General features: G+C 62.5%; 18 protein-coding genes. 11 read left to right on the top strand and 7 right to left on the bottom strand.

Annotation, left to right across the window (positions count from 1 at the left end):
- Window positions 1-26: 26 nt before the first annotated feature.
- A complete protein-coding gene (locus tag APH28_RS17290) occupies window positions 27-1175 on the top strand; it encodes a pyridoxal phosphate-dependent aminotransferase (protein ID WP_060511398.1) in 1149 nt (382 codons plus the stop codon).
- On the top strand, window positions 1163-1954 hold the full coding sequence (locus APH28_RS17285; RefSeq protein ID WP_060511397.1) for an amidohydrolase: 792 nt from the start codon (window positions 1163-1165) through the stop codon (window positions 1952-1954). The genes APH28_RS17290 and APH28_RS17285 overlap by 13 nt, the downstream gene beginning before the upstream one ends.
- 111 nt (window positions 1955-2065) lie before the next feature.
- On the opposite strand, the gene APH28_RS17280 is transcribed toward APH28_RS17285, so the two are convergent.
- Window positions 2066-4621 (bottom strand): sulfite reductase flavoprotein subunit alpha, encoded by a 2556-nt coding sequence (locus APH28_RS17280; RefSeq protein WP_060511395.1) that lies wholly within the window; start codon window positions 4619-4621, stop codon window positions 2066-2068.
- Window positions 4622-4723: 102 nt separating this feature from the next.
- A complete protein-coding gene (locus tag APH28_RS17275; RefSeq protein ID WP_060511394.1) occupies window positions 4724-7033 on the bottom strand; it encodes a TonB-dependent siderophore receptor in 2310 nt (769 codons plus the stop codon).
- A 220-nt stretch (window positions 7034-7253) separates the two neighbouring features.
- Between APH28_RS17275 and APH28_RS17270 the strand changes: the two genes are divergently transcribed.
- From APH28_RS17270 to APH28_RS17260, 3 genes are all read left to right on the top strand, one after another.
- Window positions 7254-7934: a Fe2+-dependent dioxygenase gene (locus APH28_RS17270; protein ID WP_060511392.1), complete on the top strand. Its 681-nt coding sequence runs from the start codon at window positions 7254-7256 to the stop codon at window positions 7932-7934.
- 3 nt (window positions 7935-7937) lie between these two features.
- The gene (locus APH28_RS17265; RefSeq protein ID WP_060511390.1) at window positions 7938-8687 is read left to right on the top strand and encodes a tetratricopeptide repeat protein; all 750 of its coding nucleotides are present in this window, start codon (window positions 7938-7940) and stop codon (window positions 8685-8687) included.
- Window positions 8688-8821: 134 nt separating this feature from the next.
- Complete coding sequence (locus APH28_RS17260; RefSeq protein WP_060511388.1) at window positions 8822-9379, top strand: hypothetical protein; 558 nt, start codon at window positions 8822-8824, stop codon at window positions 9377-9379.
- Window positions 9380-9410: 31 nt separating this feature from the next.
- Here the strand turns inward: APH28_RS17260 and APH28_RS17255 are convergent, their stop codons facing one another.
- Window positions 9411-10574: a type III PLP-dependent enzyme gene (locus APH28_RS17255; protein WP_060511386.1), complete on the bottom strand. Its 1164-nt coding sequence runs from the start codon at window positions 10572-10574 to the stop codon at window positions 9411-9413.
- 505 nt (window positions 10575-11079) lie between these two features.
- Here APH28_RS17255 and APH28_RS17250 point away from each other — a divergent pair.
- The 3 genes from APH28_RS17250 to APH28_RS17240 all read left to right on the top strand — a co-directional run bounded on the left by APH28_RS17250 (window position 11080) and on the right by APH28_RS17240 (window position 15085).
- Window positions 11080-11568: a sigma-70 family RNA polymerase sigma factor gene (locus APH28_RS17250; protein WP_060511384.1), complete on the top strand. Its 489-nt coding sequence runs from the start codon at window positions 11080-11082 to the stop codon at window positions 11566-11568.
- 17 nt (window positions 11569-11585) lie between these two features.
- Window positions 11586-12548, top strand: coding sequence for a FecR family protein (locus APH28_RS17245; protein ID WP_060511382.1), 963 nt, complete (start codon window positions 11586-11588; stop codon window positions 12546-12548).
- A 107-nt stretch (window positions 12549-12655) separates the two neighbouring features.
- A complete protein-coding gene (locus APH28_RS17240) occupies window positions 12656-15085 on the top strand; it encodes a TonB-dependent receptor (RefSeq protein ID WP_060511380.1) in 2430 nt (809 codons plus the stop codon).
- 106 nt (window positions 15086-15191) lie between these two features.
- Here APH28_RS17240 and APH28_RS17235 read toward each other — a convergent pair whose 3' ends face one another.
- The 4 genes from APH28_RS17235 to APH28_RS17220 are packed head-to-tail and all read right to left on the bottom strand — an operon-like array spanning window position 15192 to window position 18637.
- Entirely contained in the window at window positions 15192-16349 is a 1158-nt protein-coding gene (locus APH28_RS17235) for a betaine/proline/choline family ABC transporter ATP-binding protein (protein WP_060511378.1), read from the bottom strand.
- A complete protein-coding gene (locus tag APH28_RS17230; RefSeq protein WP_060511377.1) occupies window positions 16346-16999 on the bottom strand; it encodes an ABC transporter permease in 654 nt (217 codons plus the stop codon). The genes APH28_RS17235 and APH28_RS17230 overlap by 4 nt, the downstream gene beginning before the upstream one ends.
- Window positions 16996-17910, bottom strand: a complete 915-nt coding sequence (locus tag APH28_RS17225; RefSeq protein WP_060511376.1) for a glycine betaine ABC transporter substrate-binding protein — start codon at window positions 17908-17910, stop codon at window positions 16996-16998. The genes APH28_RS17230 and APH28_RS17225 overlap by 4 nt, the downstream gene beginning before the upstream one ends.
- Window positions 17911-17923: 13 nt before the next feature.
- Window positions 17924-18637, bottom strand: a complete 714-nt coding sequence (locus APH28_RS17220) for an ABC transporter permease (RefSeq protein ID WP_060485333.1) — start codon at window positions 18635-18637, stop codon at window positions 17924-17926.
- A gap of 431 nt (window positions 18638-19068) precedes the next feature.
- On the opposite strand from APH28_RS17220, the gene APH28_RS17215 reads away from it, so the two are divergent.
- The 3 genes from APH28_RS17215 (at window position 19069) to APH28_RS17205 (ending at window position 21397) form a co-directional block, all read left to right on the top strand.
- On the top strand, window positions 19069-19383 hold the full coding sequence (locus tag APH28_RS17215) for a type II toxin-antitoxin system RelE/ParE family toxin (RefSeq protein WP_256249780.1): 315 nt from the start codon (window positions 19069-19071) through the stop codon (window positions 19381-19383).
- Complete coding sequence (locus APH28_RS17210; RefSeq protein ID WP_060511374.1) at window positions 19384-19713, top strand: helix-turn-helix domain-containing protein; 330 nt, start codon at window positions 19384-19386, stop codon at window positions 19711-19713. It begins immediately after the preceding gene.
- Between the two features lie 100 nt (window positions 19714-19813).
- Window positions 19814-21397 (top strand): peptide chain release factor 3, encoded by a 1584-nt coding sequence (locus APH28_RS17205; RefSeq protein WP_060511372.1) that lies wholly within the window; start codon window positions 19814-19816, stop codon window positions 21395-21397.
- The last annotated feature ends 104 nt before the right edge of the window (window positions 21398-21501 follow it).

Below are 21501 nucleotides of genomic sequence, written 5' to 3'. Positions count from 1 at the left end.
GGATACACCCCAGGAAAGAGGGCTCCATGATCCGCAGCAAACTGCCGAATGTCGGCACGACCATCTTCACCACCATGTCCCAGCTCGCCGTGCAGACCGGTGCGCTCAACTTGTCGCAAGGCTTCCCCGACTTCAACGGCCCGCAGGCGCTGCTCGATGCAGTCGGCCGGCACGTGGCCGCCGGGCATAACCAGTATTCGCCGATGACCGGCCTGCCGGCCCTGCGCCAACAGGTGGCAGCCAAGGTCGCGCGGCTGTATGGCGCCCAGGTCGATGCCGACCATGAAGTGACCATTACGCCAGGCGCCACCGAAGCGATCTTCTGTGCCATCCAGGCGGTCATCCATGCTGGGGACGAAGTGATCGTCTTCGATCCCTGCTACGACAGCTATGAGCCCTCCGTGGAGCTGGCAGGCGGGCGTTGTGTGCATGTGCAACTGAGCGACGGTGACTTTCGCATCGACTGGCAGAAGTTCAGCGATGCCTTGAGCCCGCGCACGCGCATGGTGATCCTCAATTCACCGCACAACCCCAGTGGCGCGCTGATCAGCCGTGAAGACCTCGACCAGCTGGCCCAGCTGATCGCCGCGCGTGATATCTACCTGATCAGCGACGAAGTCTACGAACACCTGGTCTACGACGGCGTACGCCACGCCAGCGTGCTTGCCCACGAGGCGCTCTACGAAAAAGCCTTCGTCATCAGCTCGTTCGGCAAGACGTACCACGTCACCGGCTGGAAAACCGGCTACGTGATCGCACCACCGGCCTTGAGCGCCGAGCTGCGCAAGGTGCACCAGTACGTCAACTTCTGTGGTGTGACGCCCCTGCAGTGCGCGTTGGCCGACTTCATGGCCGAGCACCCGGAGCACATTGATGAACTGCCGGCCTTCTACCAGGCCAAGCGCGACCTGTTCTGCGACCTGCTCGAAGGCTCACGTTTCAGTTTTACCCGCACAGCGGGCACTTACTTCCAGCTGGTGGACTACTCGCAGATCCGCCCGGACCTGAACGATGTCGACATGGCACTGTGGCTCACCCGTGAGCATGGTGTAGCGACCATCCCGGTGTCTGTGTTCTACCAGCAACCCATCCCCGAGCAACGCCTGGTGCGCCTGTGCTTTGCCAAACGTGAGGAGACGCTGCGTCAGGCAGCGGAAAAACTATGCGCGATCTGAGTGCACTGCCCAACCTGAAAGTCGCCCTGGTCCAGACCACCCTGGCGTGGCATGACCGCGAGGCCAACTACGCGCATTTCGAGGTGCTGCTTGACCAGGCCCGCGGCAGCGACCTGGTGGTCCTGCCAGAGATGTTCACCACGGGGTTCTCGATGCAGTCGCAAGACTTGTGCGAGCCCGAGAACGGCCCGACCTACAAATGGCTCAAGGCCCAGGCCAAGCGCATCGATGCGGTAATAACCGGCAGCGTGATCATCCAGGCCGCCGACGGCAGCCACCGCAACCGCCTGCTGTGGGCGCGGCCGGATGGCGAGATCCTGCATTACGACAAGCGTCACTTGTTCCGCATGGCGGGTGAGCACAAGCACTACACCCCCGGCGAGCGCCAGGTTCAGTTCGAGGTCAAGGGCTGGCGAGTGCGCCCTCTGATCTGTTACGACCTGCGCTTCCCGGTGTGGAGTTGTGATGCTCAGGACACCGACCTGCTGCTGTACACCGCCAACTGGCCCGCGGCACGCCGCCAGCATTGGAACCGCCTGTTGCCGGCGCGGGGGATCGAGAACCTGTGCTATGTGGCGGCGGTGAACCGGGTGGGGACGGACGGTAAGGGCTTTGCCTACTCCGGCGACAGCCAGGTGCTGGACTTCCAGGGCGAGAGCCTGCTCAGCGCGGGAGAGGCGGACGGGGTATTCACCGCAGTGCTGAGTGCGGCGGATCTGGCCGCCTACCGCACCAAGTTCCCAGCCAACCTGGATGCCGATACCTTCGAGTTGCACTAACGCAGGCCAGGCCCTTTCGCGGGGCAAGCCCGCTCCTACAGGCTCAGCGCTATCCTTGTAGGAGCGGGCTTGCCCCGCGAAAGGGCCGGCCCTGCTTACACCCATCTCAAATCAATACACATCCCGCCGATACCGCCCATCCTCAATCAACTGCTGCACTGCCTCCTCCCCGAGGATGCCGCTGAGTGCCGCATCTACCCCCGCAGCCATGCCTTGCAGGCTTCCGCAGACATATATGCAAGCACCATCAGCTACCCAGCGCTTGAATTCCTCGGCGTGCTGCAGCAGCACATCCTGCACATAGACTTTCTCTGCCTGATCCCGCGAGAACGCCAGGTCCAACCGCGCCAGGTCGCCGTTGTCGAGCCAACCCTGCAGCTCTGCGCCACACAGCAGGTCATGGGCCCTGTTGCGCTCGCCGAACAGCAGCCAGTTGCGCTGCTCACCGGCATTGACCCGCGCTCGGATCAGGCTGCGCAGGCCCGCCAGGCCGGTGCCGTTGCCGATCAGGATCATCGGCGCCGAGGTGTCCGGCAGGTGGAAACCGCTGTTGCGCCGCAGGCGCAGGCTCAGCGTGCCGTTCAACGGCAAGTACTCTGTCAGCCAGCCGGAGCCTAGGCCCAGGTTGCCGTCGGCGTGGCGCTCCTGGCGCACGATCAGTTCCAGCACGCCATCGCTGGCGATCGAGGCGATTGAGTATTCGCGGCTGCCGATCGGCACCAGCGCATCGATCAGTGCCTGCGGTTGCAGGCCAAGCAGGTGGTCTCGGCGGCTCGGCAATTGGCGGCCAGCCAATGCCTGGCTCAAGGTCTCCTGCAAGCCACCGACTTGCACCAGCGCTTTTGCGTCCAGCGCCATACCGTGCAGGAAGGTGTCGATCCGTGGCTGGCCATTGAGCGGCAGGATTTCCACCAGGTCACCGGCCTCCCAGCTGGCGGGTTGCTCGGGGCGCAGACCCAGCAGGTAGACCGGCTGCCCTTGGCTGCCGGGGTTGAGCAGATCGCGTTGCACCAGCGTCCAGCTGCCGAAACTCGGCGGCTGCCAGGCGCTGACAGGCTGGGCGCCGGTCAGTTGCGCCAGTTCCTGCTGCCACTGCTGCAGTGCGGCCTGATCGGCGTTGTCGACTTCCACCGGGCTGAAGGCGCTGCTGGCGCCACGATCACCCAGCCAGGCCTGCAGCCTTCGGGCAAAGCCGCAAAAGTGCGGGTACTGACGGTCACCCAAGGCGAGCAGGGCATAGCTGAGGTTGTTCAGCGCCCACGGTTGGCCGAGGATCTTTCGTTCGAAGCCACGGGCACTGTCAGGCGCCTCGCCATCGCCGAAGGTACTGACCACAAACAAGGCACGGCGAGCCTGGCGCAGGTCTTCTTCACCCAGATCGGCCAGGGCGCGCACTTGTACCGGCAAGCCGGCTGCCTGCAACTGCCCGGCGCTCTGCCAGGCCAGTTGCTCGGCGAAACCGCTCTGGCTGGCGAAGCCGATCAGCCAGCTGTCGGCGCTGGCCGGGTTGCCGTGGACAGTGCCGCGGGCGGCACGGACCTGGCGCTTCTTGCGGCGGCGGTCGAGGTACAGCAGCCAGCCGGTGACGAAGAACAGCGGCATGGTCAGGCTGGCGATGGTGACGATGATGCGGCCCGGCAGGCCGAAGTATTCGCCGACGTGCAGGGCGTAGACGCTCTGCAGCAGCTGCGCCTTGAAGGATTTGTCGCTGTAGCGGTCCTGGCTTTTCACCTGGCCAGTGGCGGGGTCGAGCACCAGGGTGTTGAACGCGCGCGGGTGTGCGGCGTCTTCGGGGAGGTAGAACAGGTTGGCCGGCTGGCCACCTGCCGGCGGCAGGCGCAGGTTGTACATGGCCAGGCCAGGGCCGGCGGCGTCCTTGAGGTTGGCCCAGATGGCATCGTAGTCGACCACCAGCGGCGGGGCGTTCTTGTCGACCCTGGGCGGCCCGTGGCGGCCACGGCCTTCGCCACGTTTCTGCTGTTGGCCGGCGGCGGGTTCGTCAGCCAGCAGCTTGTTCAGGCCCGAGCGGTACCATTCGTAGGACCAGAACAGCCCGGTCAGTGCGAACAGAAGGTAGAACAGCAGGCACCAGGTCCCGGCCACAGCGTGCAGGTCCCAGTTGAAGGCGCGGCCTTTCTTGGCCCAGTCGAAGGTCAGCCAGGTGCGCCATTTCAGCGCTTTGCGCGGCCAGCGCAGGTACAGGCCGGACAGGCAGAAGAACACCAGCATCAGGGTGCAGGCCCCGGTGATCTGCCGGCCGGTGTCGCCCATGGCGAGGAAGCGATGCAGGGTCAGCATCAGGTTGAAGAAGCCTTGGCCGGCCGCATCACCCTTGAGCTCGCCAGTGTAGGGGTCGGCGTAGCGCAGCGCGCCGCGGCGCTCGCCCGGTGGCGGGGTGAAGAACACCCGCGCGGCGTTGCCTTCGCGCACGTCGACCCACAGCATCGACACCTTGTCGCCTTGCTCGGCCTCGACCCGGCGCACCAACTCGCCCATTGGCAGCACGCCCTCGGCGCGTACCTCGACCTTCAGCACATCGGCGTTGAAGGCGCGCAGCAGCTCTTCCTGGAATGAGTACAGCGCACCGGTGACGCCCATCAAGGCCAGCACCAGGCCGGCGGTGATGCCAAAGAACCAGTGCAGTTGGAACAGCGTCTTCTTCACCACGTCTCTCACCTTGTGTTGCTGCCACAGACCCCGCGGGGTGCATTATGCCTTGATACGCAAAAGCCCCGCTCACAGGTATGAACGGGGCTCGGCGGTGTTTCGTCAGAAGTGGACGCTGGTGGTCAACAGTGCTGTCCGCCCTGCCGCCTGGTTGGCGAAATGGGTGGAGAAGGCCTTGTCGTAATACACCTCGTTGGTCAGGTTCTGCACGTTCAGCTGCAGGTCGACGTTCTTGGTCAGCTTGTAGGCGGCCATGGCGTCATAGCGCACATAGCTATCGACCATGGTGGTGTTGGCTACGCTGCCGTACACATCATCCACATAGAAGGCGCCGCCACCGACGGTCAGCTTCGGCGTGATCGAATAGGTGGTCCACAGGCTGGCGCTGTTGTTCGGCGTGTTCGGCAGCTGGTTGCCGTCGTTGGCCTTGCCCAGCGGGCCTCCGTCGATCTGACGCGCTTCCATGTAGGTGTAGCCGGCGAATACTTGCCACTTGTCGGTGATCTTGCCGCTGGCCGACAGTTCGATGCCCTGCACCCGGGTTTCGCCGACGTTTTCGTAAGTGGTGGTGTTCACCTGAACGCGGGCGTTTTCCTTCTCGGTGCGGAATAGGGCGGCAGCCAGGGACAGACGCTCGTTGAACAGGTCCCATTTGGTGCCGATTTCGTAGTTGGTGGTTTCTTCCGGCTCCATGTCGCTGCTCAGCAGGTTGCCGCTGCGATCGGTGGTGTTGCCCAGCGGGTTGCCTTCCATGCCTTCGCCGAGGTAGGCCCCTGGCGGGGTGGCCGAGGTCGCGTAGGACACGTAGATGCTGCCGTTGTCGGCCGGTTTCCATACCAGGCCGAGCTGGCCGGTGACGAACTCGCTGGTGTCCTTGCCCTTCGAGACGATGCCCTTGCTACTGACCGCAGTGCTGCCGTCGGCGTTGTAGCCGCGGTACTGGGTGTCGAAGTGGTCGTAACGCAGGCCCATGTTCAGCAGCCATTGTGGCGACAGTTCGAGGGTATCGAACACGTAGATGGCCCGGGTGTTGCTCTTGGTGTTGGTGCCGGCGTAGTTACGGGCGATGGAACCGTTCCATGGGTCGTCCGGGTTCGGGTTGCTCAGCGAGGTGCAGTTGTAGCCGCTGGTCGAACCGATCATGCCCGGGGTGCAATTGGTGTTCGCTGCGCCGCCGGGGACGGTGTCGGTGTTGACGTCGTAGGTTTCACGGTCGCTTTCTTCGCGGCTCAGCTCGATACCGGTGGAGAAGCTGTTCTTCAGGCCGCCGAGGTAGAACTCACCAAACAGGTCGGTCTGGTTGGTGGTGGTGGCGGTGTTGCCAACACGGGTGTTGGCGCGGCGCCAGACGCTGCCGTTGTTGACGTTGCCCTTGCTGTCGTCGGGCTGGGTCAGGATGTAGTCCTGCATGCTGTTGCCGTGACGGAAGGTGTTCTTGATGGTCAGCGCTTCGGTCAGGTCGTGCTCGATGGAGAAGGTGGCGATGTCGACGCGGGTCTTGCGGAAGTCGCGGTCGGTCAGGCCGTAGAAGTTGTCACTGTTGCCACCGTCGTTCGGCTTGCTCGGGTGAGCAGAAGTGCGTGCGGCGCTGCCAGCGGTCGGGATGCTATACGGAATGCCCGAATCCGGCAGGTCGTCGCTTTCCAGGTGGTAGTAGTCGAGGTTGACGCGGGTCGCGGTGCCCAGGCCGAAGGCCAGCGACGGGGCGATACCCCAGCGGTCGTAGTTGACCTTGTCGCGGCCGGCGACGTTGCTTTCGTGGGTCATCAGGTTCAGGCGGCCGGCAACGGTGTCGCTGAACTGGTAGTTACCATCGAAGGTGTAGCGCTGGGTCTGGTCGCTGCCCCAGGTCCAGGCGCCGTCGAGCGAGTTGCCAAGGTGCGCGCGCTTGCTCACCAGGTTGATGGTGCCGCCGGCGGCGCCACGGCCGCCGATAGCCGAGTTCGGGCCCTTGGCCACTTCGACCGATTCGATGGCGAAGATTTCGCGGGTCTGGGCTCCAGTATCGCGCACGCCGTCCAGGTAGGTGTCACCCTGGGCGTCGAAGCCGCGGATGAACGGGCGGTCGCCTTGCGGGTTGCCGCCTTCGCCGGCACCGAAGGTGATGCCGGGTACGGTGCGCAGGGCGTCCTGCAGGGTCAGGGCGTTGGTGTCCTTGATCACTTGCTGCGGGATCACGGTGATTGAGCGCGGGGTGTCCACCAGCGGTGCGGTGTACTTCTGCGAGGAGGCCTTCTCGACTTTGTAATCGGTATTGGCCTGCTCAGCCTTGCCATTGACGCTGGTGGCGTCGAGGGTGACGGCATTGCTGGCGGCCGGGTCGGCGGCATAGGCGCCCGAAGCGCTGAGGGCGACCCCGATGGCCGAAACGATCAGGCGTGGTGAGCTCACTGCAGATGGTACGTGACGCATTGTTATTGGCCTTCCCCAAGGTGTGAAGGCCGCGGATATTAATGTAAGGGTTTGTCAGGCACAATTGAGACTCGTTACCATTCGCTAGAAATTTACATTCTTTACATATTCTCTTTACGGTTTATGACCGCTGAATCGTCTAATGCGCAGCCAGGGCTTGTGCCGCGTAAAAGGGAATCAATATCATTGGTGCTTTACAGGTCTTAACGGTGCCGCCGCCATGCTGCTTCATATCCCAGGGTTGTTCGACGCCGATGAACTGGCCCGTATCCGTGAGGCGCTGGAGCAGACTGACTGGGCCGATGGCAAGGTCACTGCTGGCTACCAGTCGGCCAAGGCCAAGCACAACCTGCAGCTGCCGGAAGGGCACCCGCTGGCCAAGGAAATCGGCAGCGCATTGATCGACCGCTTGTGGCAGACCCCGCGTTTCATGTCGGCGGCCTTGCCGCACAAGGTGTTCCCGCCGCTGATCAATTGCTACCGCGAGGGCGGCAACTTTGGTTTCCACATCGACAATGCCCTGCGCCAGCCCAAGGGCAGCGCGGAACGGGTACGCACCGACCTGTCCTCGACCCTGTTCCTCAGCGACCCGGACAGCTACGACGGCGGCGAATTGGTGATTCAGGACACTTACGGCATGCAGCAGGTCAAGCTGGCGGCCGGTGACCTGGTGCTGTACCCCGGCACCAGCTTGCACAAGGTCAACCCGGTCACACGTGGCGTGCGCTACGCGGCGTTCTTCTGGACCCAGAGCCTGGTGCGCGAGGACAGCCAGCGGGCGCTGCTGTTTGAAATGGACAACGCCATCCAGCAACTCACCGCCGACGTGCCGGACCATCCGTCCCTGCTGCAACTGACCGGCACCTACCACAACCTGCTGCGCCGCTGGGCCGAGGTCTGAGCCGTGTCCTATCAGCTGCGTCGTGAAGAAGTGGTGGATGCTAGCGGCCTGCAGGCCATGCTCGAACACAGCCCCGGCAAGGCGGCCCAGGCGATCCTGGCCGCGGCGGGGGAGGGCATGGTCGAGGCGCAGTTGCTGCTCGGGCAGATCCTGCTCGATGGCCGTGGCATCGAGCAGGATGCTGCTGTTGCCAGGCGCTGGTTCGGCATTGCCGCCCAGGGCGGCAGTGCCATGGCCCATAACATGCTTGGGCGTTGCCTGGAGCATGGCTGGGGCGGTGATGTGGACCCATCGCAGGCCGCCATCCACTATGCTCGTGCGGCCGATGCCGGGCTGGATTGGGGCTTGTACAACCTCGGCAACCTGCTGGCCACCGGGCGTGGGGTGCCGGCCAATCAGGCGCAGGCACTGATGTGCTATGAGCAGGCGGCGCAGCTGGGGCATGCCAAGTCTATGAATCTGTATGGGCGTTATCTGGAGCAGGGCATTGCCACGGCGCCGAGCCCGGCAAGGGCGGTGCGCTGGTATCGGCGTTCGGCCGAGGCGGGGGATTTTCGTGGCATGTTCAGCCTGGCGCTGGTGCTGGTCGAGCGCGGCCAAGTGGCGGAGGCCGTGCCTTGGCTGGAGCGGGCGCGGGTCGAAGGCAACCTGAACTTTCTCCGCGCTGCCTTGGTGACCTTGCAGGGGGCAGGGCCGGTATTCATGGCTTTTGCAGCGCGCTATGCAGAGGAAATTGAACAGCGCGGAGATTGAGGGCACCTGTAAACAACGGGTTGATTATTCCACCCCACCTTTCGAGTAGGTGGGAAGCGCCTGCCGCTTAGAACGCTTTACTGCATTGAGTAAGTTGGCCGTCAGCCAATATGGCTTAACTCAAGGAGCAGTACATGAGCGACTTTAGCGAACAGCAACTGCATGGCCGGTTGTGGTTGATTCAAGGCCCTGTGCGCTACCCCGTGATTGTCAATGGTGATGGCTATCTACAAGTGGCTTTCAGCAATGTCGAGGGGGAGTGCTTCACCATTGCCAAGTTGTCCCATCCCAAGATCGGGGGCGAAACGGCTTTTGAATTTCGCTCGGCTGCCGGGCGGCAGATTACGGGTGCGGGCAAGAACGTACTGCGGGAAGCTGCAGAGGAAATGCCCGTGCCGGGGCCGGCCTGTCGCATCATTCGGGAAGATGTGGAATATGAAGGCTACCCGAACCTTCACAAGATCAAGCTGCAAACGTTGGACTCGCGGTTCATTTCGGCCAGCAAGCGCGTCGTTGTAACGACTACGAGAAAAAAGCAGGGGTTTAGTTGGTGGTCGCTTAACCCTTACGAGACAGTGAAAAGCTACTCGACCGAGGCCAGTGACTTCTTGCGCATGCTGGAACCCAGCGAGGCAGAGCCCAGCGAGTTCATTCTCGAGCTGATGGATCCTGATGCAGTAGGCGAAGCATAAATAAAACGGGGCCTTTCGGCCCCGTTTCGCATTACAGGTAGTAGGCCTTCAGCGGCGGGAAGCCGTTGAACTCCACTGCGCTGTAGCTGGTGGTGTAGGCACCGGTCGACAGCCAGTACAGGCGGTCACCGATGGCCAGGTTCAGCGGCAGGCCGTACTTGTAGTTTTCGTACATGATGTCGGCGCTGTCACAGGTCGGGCCGGCGATGACCACTTCTTCGGCTTCGCCTTTCTTCTCGGTCCAGATCGGGAATTTGATCGCTTCGTCCATGGTTTCGATCAGGCCGGAGAACTTGCCCACGTCGGTGTAGATCCAGCGCTCGACGGCGGTGCGCGACTTGCGTGCGACCAGTACCACTTCGCTGACCAGGATACCGGCGTTGGCGATCAGCGAACGGCCTGGCTCGAGGATGATTTCCGGCAAGTCGTCACCGAAGTCTTCCTTCAGGAAGCGGATGATCTCTTCGGCGTAGGTCTCGAGGCTGTTGGTACGGGTGATGTAGTTGGCCGGGAAGCCGCCACCCATGTTGATCAGCTTCAGCTCGATGCCGTCTTCTTCCTTCAGGCGCTCGAAGATCACCTTGACCTTGGCGATGGCTGCGTCCCACACGCTGATGTCACGCTGTTGCGAACCGACATGGAAGGAGATGCCATAAGGCACCAGACCCAGGTCACGGGCAAGGATCAGCAGATCCATGGCCATGTCGGTCTGGCAGCCGAATTTGCGTGACAGTGGCCAGTCGGCAGTGGTCGAGCCTTCGGTGAGAATACGCACGTAGACTTTCGAGCCCGGTGCGGCCTTGGCGATGTTGCGCAGGTCGGCTTCCGAGTCGGTGGCATACAGGCGCACGCCCTTCTCGTAGAAGTAGCGGATGTCCTTGGACTTCTTGATGGTGTTGCCGTAGCTGATGCGGTCGGCGCTGACACCGCGGTCCATGACCTTGTCCAGCTCGTAGATCGAAGCGATGTCGAAGCTCGAACCTTTGTCTTTGAGCAGGTCGATGATCTCGACGGCCGGGTTGGCCTTGACCGCGTAGTACACCTTGGCGAACTCGAAACCCGCACGCAGGTCGTCGTAGGCCTGGCTGATCATCTGGGTGTCGATGAGTACGAACGGGGTTTCCTGCTTGTCGGCGAACGCCTTCATTTTCTGGAAGGTGTCACGCGCGAAATAGTCTTCGACCTGGATCGACATGCTCAGGGACTCCATGGGCAAACTGAAAGATTAAGTGGCTGCAAACTGAACGTCCTCCGTATCCCCACTTTGGTTCGCCTACTCAGTACTTGAGCCGGATGGATCGTTTCCAGCATGGACGTTCGGCGCGCACTTTAGGGCGTGAAGAATGCAGAATCAACAGGCAATCCGGGTGCGATCGTCGTGGATCGCCACACTACCCGTTGAATAACCGACTCGCATGACGAGCTGATGTTCCCCAGGGTGTTTCAAGCGTAAAAAATTGTGGAATAGACCGCGTTGACCCCTTCGCGGGTAAACCCGCTCCCACAGGGTTTTGGCAATTCCTGTGGGCACGGGTTTGCCCGCGAAGGGGCCTGTGGTGTTCATATTTATGGCCACATTTTCTGGCACTGCCGTACATGAAAAAGACGATAAATTTTTTGTTACCGACTGGCGGATTTGCTGGTTTTGATGAGAAACATTACTATTCGCACCCTCATCCGCCTCCCTGACGACCCTGAACGTGTCCGGACACAAAGGCTTCCTCGACCACTACCATGAGCTGATCGGCACCTGGACGCGCAAGCTGCGTAGTCGTCAGCAGGCCGAGGACCTCGCTCACGATGCCTTTGTGCGAGTACTGGAAAACCCGTGCGAGCAAGTCGAGCAGCCACGCGCCTACCTGCACCAGACCGCCCGTAATATCGCCGTGGATGGTTTCCGTCGCGAAGACCGGCGCCAGGCCCTGGCGCTGGAAGCCTTCGACGAAGGCGTGGCCAGCAGTGACGACCCGGAAGCCTACATGCACGCTCTGGAGCTGGCCGATAGCGTCGAGCGTGCGTTGGCCGAGCTGCCGCTGAACTGCCGCCGGGTGTTTATCTGGCAGAAGCTCGAAGGCCTGAGCCAGGCCGAGATCGCCGAGCGCATGGGTTTGACCAAGAACATGGTCGAAAAGTATATGATTCGCACGCTCCGGCATCTGCGTGAGCACCTGGATGTGTCGGCACGATGAGTCAGGAGACCTTCCCCATGAAACAGCACGGTACCGAGACCGTCCGTGAGCAGGCGGCCGCCTGGTTCGTCCGCATGCAGGACGCGCCGCGCGACGCCGCGCTGAACAAGCAGCTACGTGCCTGGCTTGCCGCCGACCCCAGTCATCGTGCCGAATACGATGCCCTGGCCACGGTCTGGAGTGCGGCGGAGCTGATTCCGCGTCAGCGCCTTGAAGCACTGTGCGAGCCAGACCCGGTGCGCCAGCTGCCGCAGCGGCGCCTGTTGCGCCAGGCCCTGGCGGCCAGCGTGGCGATGGTGGCGTTGGGGCTGGGCTGGACCGGCTGGCACTACCAGCAACTCAATCACCAGGACCAGCTGCAGACCGCCTTTGGCGAGCGCCGTCAGGTCGAACTGCCAGATGGTTCGCAGCTCGAGCTCAATGGCGCAACCCAGCTGCGCGTCGATTTCAGCCCAGGCCGCCGTCACATTCAGCTGAACGCCGGTGAGGCGATGTTCATCGTCGCTCACGACAGCAGCCGCCCGTTCGTGATCGATACCGCCCAGGGTAGCGTGACCGTGACCGGTACCCGTTTCGATGTACGCCTGGACCCGGCCGCGACCCGGGTAGCGGTCGAGCAGGGCTCGGTGCGTGTGCAGGGCAGCGACACCTCCCTGGCGCAACTGGGTGCTGGCCAAGGTTCCTATATAGATGCGCACGGCCAGGTCGCCGCACCTTATGCGGTCAATGCCGCTGCCCTGACCGCCTGGCGCCAGGGCAAGCTGGTGTTCGACAACGCCACGCTCGCCGAGGTGGTGGCCGAAGTGTCGCGCTACCGTGCCCAGCCCCTGCGCGTGGCACCTGGCAACATTGCCCAGATGCGCATTTCCAGCACCTTCAGCACCGATGACACGGACGCCCTGTTGCGCGCCTTGCCGAGCATCCTGCCGGTGGCGATCAAGGCCCATGAAGACGGCTCCCGCGAAATAATCGCGAAATAGATTCAGGTTTTTTTCCGCTCGTTCGTCTTCCCCGCCAGCTGCAACTGCCAAGCATTTACATTTGCATGCGGTTGGCGTTTATTCCTTCTTCAGGATGCTTCGACGACGTGAACAACAACAAACCTTTTCCACGCCTGAGCGCTCTGGCGCTGGCGCTGGCGGTCAGCACCGCAGCCGTCAATGCTCTGGCTGAGCAGGCCGGCAGCACAATCCAGATCCAGGCGCAGCCTTTGGCTTCGGCGCTGAGCCAACTAGGCCAGCAGACCAATCTGCAACTGTTCTTCAGCCCTGAACTGGTGGCCGGCAAACAGGCCCCGGCGGTGTCTGGCAACCTGGCGCCCGAGCAGGCGCTGCAGCAACTGCTGCAGGGCAGCGGGCTGACCTATGAGAAGTCCGAAGACACGGTGGTGGTGAAACCGGCCCAGCCTGCCGGCACGCTCACCACCGGCAGCCTGGAGCTGGCGCCTACCGACGTGAAGGTGGTCGGTGACTGGCTGGGCGATGCCGACCAGGCTGTTGTGCAGAACCACCCAGGCGCGCGCACCGTGGTCCGCCGCGAGGCGATGGTGGAAAAGGGCGCGATGAACGTGCGTGATGTGCTGCGCGGCATCCCTGGCGTGCAGGTGCAGGACAGCAACGGCACCGGTGGCAGTGACCTGTCGCTGAACGTTGGCGTGCGTGGCCTGACCTCGCGCCTGTCGCCGCGCTCGACCGTGCTGATCGACGGTATTCCGGCAGCGTTTGCGCCCTACGGCCAGCCGCAGCTGTCGATGGCACCGATCTCGTCCGGCAACCTCGACAGCATCGATGTGGTGCGCGGTGCGGGCTCTGTTCGTTATGGCCCGCAGAACGTCGGCGGGGTGATCAACTTCGTCACCCGGGCGATTCCCGAAAAGCCGTCGGCTGAACTGTCCACCACGCTGGAAACGTCCCAACACGGTGGTTGGAAGCACACCGAGTCGGCATTCGTCGGCGGCACCGCCGACAATGGCATGGGCGTGGCTTTGCTCTATACCGGGGTTAACGGCAACGGCTACCGCCAGAGCAATAACGGCAACGACATCGACGACGTCATCCTCAAGACTCACTGGGCGCCGACCGACGTTGACGAGTTCTGGCTCAACTTCCACTACTACGATGGCCGTGCCGACATGCCCGGCGGCCTGACCCAGGCCCAGTACGACAGCAACCCGTACCAGTCGCTGCGCGACTACGATTACTTTGCCGGCCGGCGCAAGGACGTGTCGTTCAAGTGGCAGCGCCAGCTCGACGATGCCACCCAGTTCGAAGTGCTGACCTACTACACAGACAGTTTCCGCGGCAGCGCCATCGCAGCACGCGACATGAAAACGTTGTCGTCGTACCCGCGCAACTACCACACCTTCGCCATCGAGCCACGGCTGTCACGCATCTTCTTCGCCGGCTCCACCACCCAGGAGGTCAGCGTCGGTTATCGTTACCTTAAAGAAGCCATGCGCGAGCAGTCGACCCGACTGGCATTGATCGACAACGTACCGACGCCCACACCGACTTCAGACGGCCACGTGTTCCAGGACCGCAGCGGTGGCACTGAAGCCAGCGCCTACTACATCGACGACAAGATCGATGTCGGCAACTGGACCATCACCCCGGGCATCCGCTTCGAACACATCAACACCGACTGGCGCGACCGCCCGGTGCTCGGCACCAATGGCCAGCCCGTGCCGGAGAAAAACCGCAGCATCACCAGCAACGAGCCGCTGCCGGCGCTGAGCGTGATGTATCACCTCTCCGATGCCTGGAAGGTGTTCGCCAACTACGAGACCTCATTCGGCAGCCTGCAGTACTTCCAGCTGGGCCAGGGTGGCACCGGCAACAGCACGGCCAACGGCCTGGAGCCGGAGAAGGCCAAGACCTACGAGCTCGGTACTCGCTATGACAACGGTGGATTCGCCGGTGAACTGACCGCGTTCTACATCGACTTCGATGACGAACTGCAGTACATCAGCAACGACGTGGGCTGGACCAACCTCGGGGCGACCAAGCACCAGGGTATCGAGGCGTCCGCGCGATATGACCTGGCCGGGCTGGACCCGCGTCTGGAGGGGTTGTCGGTGAGCGGTGGCTACACCTATACACGCGCGACGTATGAAGGGGACATCCCGGGCTTCAAGGGCCGTGACCTGCCGTTCTATTCACGCCAGGTGGCCACCGCCGGAGTGCGCTACTCGATCAACCGCTGGACCTGGAATCTGGATGCCTACGCCCAGTCCAAGCAGCGCGCGCCGGGTACCGGGATCAACGCCGATGGCAGCTTCAACGGTGACTACATCACCGAGCCGAGTGCCGATGGGCAGTATGGCGATATTCCGGGGTATGTGACTTGGCATGCGCGTGGCGGGTATGAGTTCGGGGCGGACATGTCCAACCTGAAGCTGGCGGCGGGGGTGAAGAACCTGTTCGACAAGCAGTACTTCACCCGCTCCAGTGATAACAATGCCGGCATCTACGTGGGCGAGCCGCGCACTTTCTATGTGCAGGCCAGTGTAGGGTTCTGACACCGCAGCGCCTGCTTCGCGGGGCAAGCCCGCTCCTACAGGGAAACGCGTACTTCTGTAGGAGCGGGCTTGTCCCGCGAATGGGGCGCAGAGCGCCCCCAGCGATTTAAGCGATCACCGCCTCGGCCGGCGAAACGATGCTGGTCTTCGCTCCCCGCGAACGGCCCGAACTCAGGTAAGCCGCAATCGACTCCTGGGTCACCTCACCCAGGAACACCTGCTCGGCATCCAGCACCGGCAACCACGCCCGGTTGAACTCGTACATCCGCGACAACAGGATGCGCAGGTGCTCGTCATGCGCCGCCGTGGCGTTGAACGGCCGCAGGAAGTCACCACAAGTACCTTGCTGGCGGTGCATGTCACGCCGGCGCACATAACCCAGCGCCTTGTTCTGTCCGTCGGTCACCACCACATAGCGGCGGTCATGCTCGTCGAGCAGCTCCAATGCATCGCTTACCGGCGTCTCGGGGCTCACCGACGGCGCGTTGTCCGCCGCATCTTCGGCACGCACCAGCAGCAGGCGCTTGAGCGTGCTGTCCTGGCCGACGAAGTTGCTCACAAAGTCGTCCACCGGGTGCGCCAGCAGGGTGTCCGGGTGGTCCAGCTGCAGCAGCTTGCCAGCGCGGAAGATGGCGATCTTGTCGCCCAGTTTGATCGCCTCGTCGATGTCGTGGCTGACCATGATCACGGTCTTGTTCAGCGCCCGCTGCATCTCGAAGAACTCGTTCTGGATCATCTCGCGGTTGATCGGGTCGACCGCGCCGAATGGCTCGTCCATCAACAGCACCGGCGCTTCGGCCGCCAGCGCGCGGATTACCCCGATACGCTGCTGCTGGCCGCCGGACAGTTCGCGCGGGTAGCGCTGCAGGTATTGCTTGGGTTCGAGCTTGATCATGCTCATCAGCTCGCGGGCGCGCTCGTGGCAGCGCTGCTTGTCCCAGCCGAGCAGGCGCGGGACCACGGTGATGTTCTCTTCGATGGTCATGTTGGGGAACAGACCGATCTGCTGGATCACGTAGCCGATCTGCCGGCGCAGGGTCACTTCGTCGAGGCCGGTGGTGTCTTCGCCATTGATGAACACCTGGCCGGAAGTCGGGGTGATCAGGCGGTTGATCATCTTCAGCGTGGTGCTCTTGCCGCAGCCCGAGGGGCCGAGGAACACGCAGATTTCGCCTTCGTTGACGGTGAGGCTAACCGAGTCGACGGCTTTGACGGTTTTTCCGTTGACGTCGAAGGTTTTGCTGAGGTTCTTGAGTTCGATCATGAGCGCAGTCCTTCTGGAGTCAGGGCACGTTGCAGGGTTTGCAGGAGCAGGTCGGCAATGATCGCCAGCAGGCTGACCAGCACAGCGCCGACCAGCAGCATCGACATGTCGCTGCGGCTGATGGAGGTAAGAATGAGGACGCCCAGGCCGCCGGCGCCGATGGTGGCGGCGATGGTCATGACGCCGATGTTCATCACCACGGCGGTACGCACGCCGGCGAGGATCACCGGTATCGCGATGGGCAACTCGACCATGCGCAGGCGCTGGCCGAAAGTCATGCCGATGCCGCGCGCGGCTTCACGGATACCGGGCTCGACGCTTGTCAGGGCCAGGTAGGTGTTGCGCAGGATCGGCAACAGCGAATAGAGGAACACCGCCGTGATTGCCGGCAGCGGGCCGAGGCCCTGGCCGAACTTGGAATAGAACGGCAGCAGCAGGCCGAACAGGGCGATGGAAGGGATGGTCAGCAGCACGGTGGCGCTGGCCTGTAGCGGGCCGGCGACGGCCGGGAAGCGGGTCATCAGAATGCCCAGCGGCACGCCGACGAGGATCGCCAGGCTGACGGCAACGCCGACCAGCATGATGTGTTGCCAGGTCAGTTGCAGCACCTGGGCCCAGTCGAGGTGGGCGAACGTGTCGAGCAGGCTCATGGCTGTACCTCGCCAGGCATGGGGTGCTCGCGCAGGAAGGCGGCGGCCACCGTGGTCGGGTTCTGGTGTTCGACGTCGACCTTGGCATTGAGCTGGCGCATGGTTTCGTCATCCAGCTGTTCGGCCAGGGGCTTGAGCAGGCCAACCAGTTTCGGGTTGGCGTCGAGCACCTGTTTGCGCACCACCGGGGCGGCGGTGTAGTCAGGGAAGTAGTGCTTGTCGTCTTCCAGCAGTTTGAGGTTGAACGCGCTCAGGCGGCCGTCGGTGGTGTACACAAGGCCGGCGAACACCTGGTTGTTGTGCATGGCGGTGTAGACCAGCCCGGCATCCATCTGGCGGATGTTGGCGCGGCCCACTTGCAGGTCGTACATCTCCTTGAGCCCGACCAGGCCATCCGGGCGGTTGGCGAACTCGGTGTCCAGCGCTACCAGGTGGTTGCGCTTGCTTTCGTCACGCAGCACCTGGTTGAGGTCGCTGATGGTGTTGACCTGTGGGTACGCCTCGGCGACCTGCTTGGGCAAGCCCAGCGCGTAGGTGTTGCTGAACTTCGACGGGGTCAGCCAGATCAGGTCTTTCTTCGCGTCCAGTTCCTTGACCTTGGCGTAGGTGGCTTCGGCACTGGGCATGCGCTCGTCGATATGGTTGTACGAGACCAGCGACACGCCCGTGTACTCCCACATCAGGTCGAGCTGGCCGGTTTCCTGGGCCTGGCGCGCGATGCTGCTGCCAAGGCCGGAGGTGACACGCACGTCGAAGCCGTTGGCGCGCAGGTACTGTGCGGTGATTTCGGCAAGCACGGTCTGTTCGGTGAACACCCGCGCGCCGATGCGGATCAGGGGTTTTTCGGCTGCCTGGGCAAATCCTGCGAACAGCAGGGCCGCGCCCAGCAGCAAGGCGATTCTCTTGTTCATACGTTCCCTCTTGTTATCCAGCCAATCCACGTTCCAGCCAGCGCTTGCTGGAGAAACTCACCGCTGCGTCGAGTACCAGTGCCAGCAGCGCGGTGCAGGCGGCTCCCAGCAGCAGCTGTGGCTGGTTGTTCAGGGCGATGCCAGGGAAGATCAGGCTGCCCAGGCTGTTGGCGCCGATCAGGAAGGCCAGCGGTGCGGTACCGACGTTCAGCGCCAGGGCCACGCGCACGCCGCCGACGATGATCGGCACGGCGTTGGGCAGCTCCACCTGCCAGAGTTGCTGGCGCGGGGTCATGCCGATGCCGGTGGCGGCTTCCTTGAGCGAGGCGGGGACGTTTTTCAGGCCCTCGTAGGTGTTGCGCACGATGGGCAGGAGGGAGGCGAGGAACAGCGCGAAGATCGCAGGGCCAGCGCCGATGCCCAGGATACTCAGGGCGATGGCCAGAACGGCCAAGGGGGGGATGGTGTTGCCAACGTTGAAGAACTGCATGAAGCGCTCGGCTTTGTCGACCCGGTGCGGTCGACTCAAGGCAATGCCGGCGGGGATGCCCACGGCCAGCGCCGCCGCCATCGAAGCCAGCACCAGTACCAGGTGCGCTTGCAGGTAGAACCCAAGATCGTCGCGATAACGCGCGATCGTGTCGATGCCGATCCAGTGGATCAGCAGGGCCAGGATGACGAGCACGGTGGCGCATCCCAACAGCCCTTTACCGTAGCGTGTAGCCACAGGCGGACTCCTTGTGTTGTCGGCGAGCACACTTCTTGGTAGCCGGCCAGTCCTGGCGGCGGGTGGTGTGTTCGCGAGTAGCAGCGTGAGGCAGCCGAAGGCTGCGATCAGGCCATGAGCCGAACCCCGTCGGGCCCGAAAATGCTGATGAAACCAGTCCCCAACCGAAGCGGGTTGCAGGGGAATGGACGTCTCCGTGGGCGTAAAGGTTCCCATCTGAGGCGGCATTTGGCCAGCGTTAATCACTGGCGGCCTGGAAATTTCACGCGAAAAATAAGCGCTTTTCCTACATCAAGGCGTTGAATTACCTAGTATCGAGCTGTTTGTGCCCTCGAGCATTATCTGCTTTGAAATTCTCCTGATATCTACTTGAGAGAATATTCCTTTGGGGGTATTTTGTGGTGTGGTCTATAAGGATGTGCCCGGAATTCATGATCGAATTCAGGGCGTTGGCTCTGGAGGTTCAGGATGAACTGCTGGCTCAACTCCACCTGCTTGCATGCCAAGGCCCGGCTCTGGGACGACCTCGCGTGGATTCCTTGAAAGGTTCAAGGCATTCGAACATGAAAGAATTGCGATTCAGTGTCGGCGACGGAGTGTGGCGGGTAGCGTTCGCCTTTGATCCATCACGTTGTGCGCTGCTATTGGTTGCCGGCGATAAAGCAGGCATTAGTGAGCGTAGGTTTTACCGCAGCCTGATCGGTCGTGCTGACGTGCGTTTCGAACGGCATCTGTATAGAGGTTGAATGATGAAAACACTCGATGAGGTTATGTGCGAGCTTTCGCCTGAGCGTAGGGCCAGGGTTGAAGCCCGCGGTCGTGAACTGATCCGTGAAGAAATGACCTTGCAAGCATTGCGCAAGCAACTGGCAATCACCCAGGAAGGGCTGGCGGAGCGTCTGGATATCCGTCAGGGGAATGTTTCGAAAGTGGAGAAGCGCAGTGACATGCTGATTTCCACCTTGCGCAGCTATGTGGAGGCTCTGGGCGGGACTTTGGAGCTGGTTGCGCATATTCCCGGGCGTCCCCCCGTTACGCTTGACGGTTTCCTTGAGGAGCAGGAGCTGCGCGCTTAGCCCCTGCGATCGAGCGGTTGCGGGAGATCAAATTTTGGCCCACGCCCAATTTCAGGTATGATATCGCCCCTTTTTAAATCCCCCAGTCAGGCGATTTCCCATGACCAACCAGGCCGCCGAAGTCGCGAAGCGCCGCACTTTCGCAATCATTTCCCACCCCGACGCCGGTAAGACCACCATCACCGAGAAGCTCCTGCTGATGGGCAAGGCCATTGCCGTCGCCGGTACCGTGAAGTCGCGCAAGTCCGACCGCCACGCCACCTCCGACTGGATGGAAATGGAGAAGCAGCGCGGCATCTCCATCACCACCTCGGTGATGCAGTTCCCCTACCGCGAGCACATGATCAACCTGCTCGACACCCCCGGCCACGAAGACTTCTCGGAAGACACCTACCGCACCCTGACCGCGGTGGACTCGGCGCTGATGGTGCTCGACGGCGGTAAAGGTGTAGAGCCACGGACCATCGCCCTGATGGACGTTTGCCGCCTGCGCGACACGCCGATCGTCAGCTTCATCAACAAACTCGACCGTGACATCCGTGACCCGATCGAACTGCTCGACGAGATCGAAGCGGTTCTGAAGATCAAGGCCGCGCCGATCACCTGGCCGATTGGTTGCTACCGCGACTTCAAGGGCGTGTATCACCTGACCGGCGACTACATCGTGGTCTACACCCCGGGCCACGGCCACGAGCGCACCGAAGCCAAGATCATCCAGAAGCTGGACTCCGACGAGGCCCGCGCCCACCTGGGCGACCAGTACGATTCGTTCGTCGAGCAGCTGGAGTTGGTGCAGGGCGCCTGCCATGAATTCAACCAGGAAGAGTTCATCAACGGTCAGCTGACCCCGGTGTTCTTCGGTACCGCGCTGGGCAACTTCGGTGTCGACCACGTGCTTGATTCGGTCGTCGACTGGGCGCCGCGCCCGCTGGGCCGTGTGGCCCACGAGCGGACCGTCGAGCCTGTGGAAGAGAAGTTCACCGGCTTCGTGTTCAAGATCCAGGCGAACATGGACCCGAAACACCGCGACCGCATCGCCTTCATGCGTATCTGTTCGGGCAAGTACGAAAAGGGCATGAAGATGCGCCATGTGCGCCTGAACAAGGACCTGCGCATCGGCGACGCGCTGACCTTCTTCTCCTCCGAACGTGAGCAGCTGGAAGAGGCCTACGCTGGCGACATCATCGGCCTGCACAACCACGGCACCATCCAGATCGGTGACACCTTCACAGAAGGCGAGGCGCTGGGCTTCACCGGTATCCCGCACTTCGCCCCGGAACTGTTCCGCCGCGTGCGCCTGAAGGACCCGCTGAAATCCAAACAACTGCGTCAGGGCCTGCAGCAGTTGGCAGAAGAAGGCGCGACCCAGGTGTTCTTCCCAGAGCGCAGCAACGACATCATCCTCGGTGCGGTCGGTGTGCTGCAGTTCGACGTGGTCGCCAGCCGCCTGAAGGAAGAATACAAGGTGGAGTGCGCCTACGAGCCGATCACCGTCTGGTCGGCCCGCTGGATCGCCTGCGACGACAAGAAGAAGCTCGAGGAATTCCAGAACAAGGCCATGGAAAACCTGGCCATCGACGGCGGCGGTCACCTGACCTACCTGGCGCCGACCCGGGTCAACCTGGCGCTGATGGAAGAGCGCTGGCCAGACATCAAGTTCCGCGCTACCCGCGAGCACCACTGATCGCTGAATTGGGGCTGCTTTGCAGCCCTTCGCGGGACAAGCCCGCTCCTACAAGGGATCGCATAGCCCTGTGGGAGCGGGCTTGTCCCGCGAAGGGCCGCAAA

The organism is Pseudomonas sp. NBRC 111124, from assembly GCF_001320245.1.
Classification (GTDB): Bacteria; Pseudomonadota; Gammaproteobacteria; order Pseudomonadales; family Pseudomonadaceae; genus Aquipseudomonas.
Note: the sequence above shows the minus strand (reverse complement) of the source record. Positions and strands in the feature narration are given on the sequence as shown.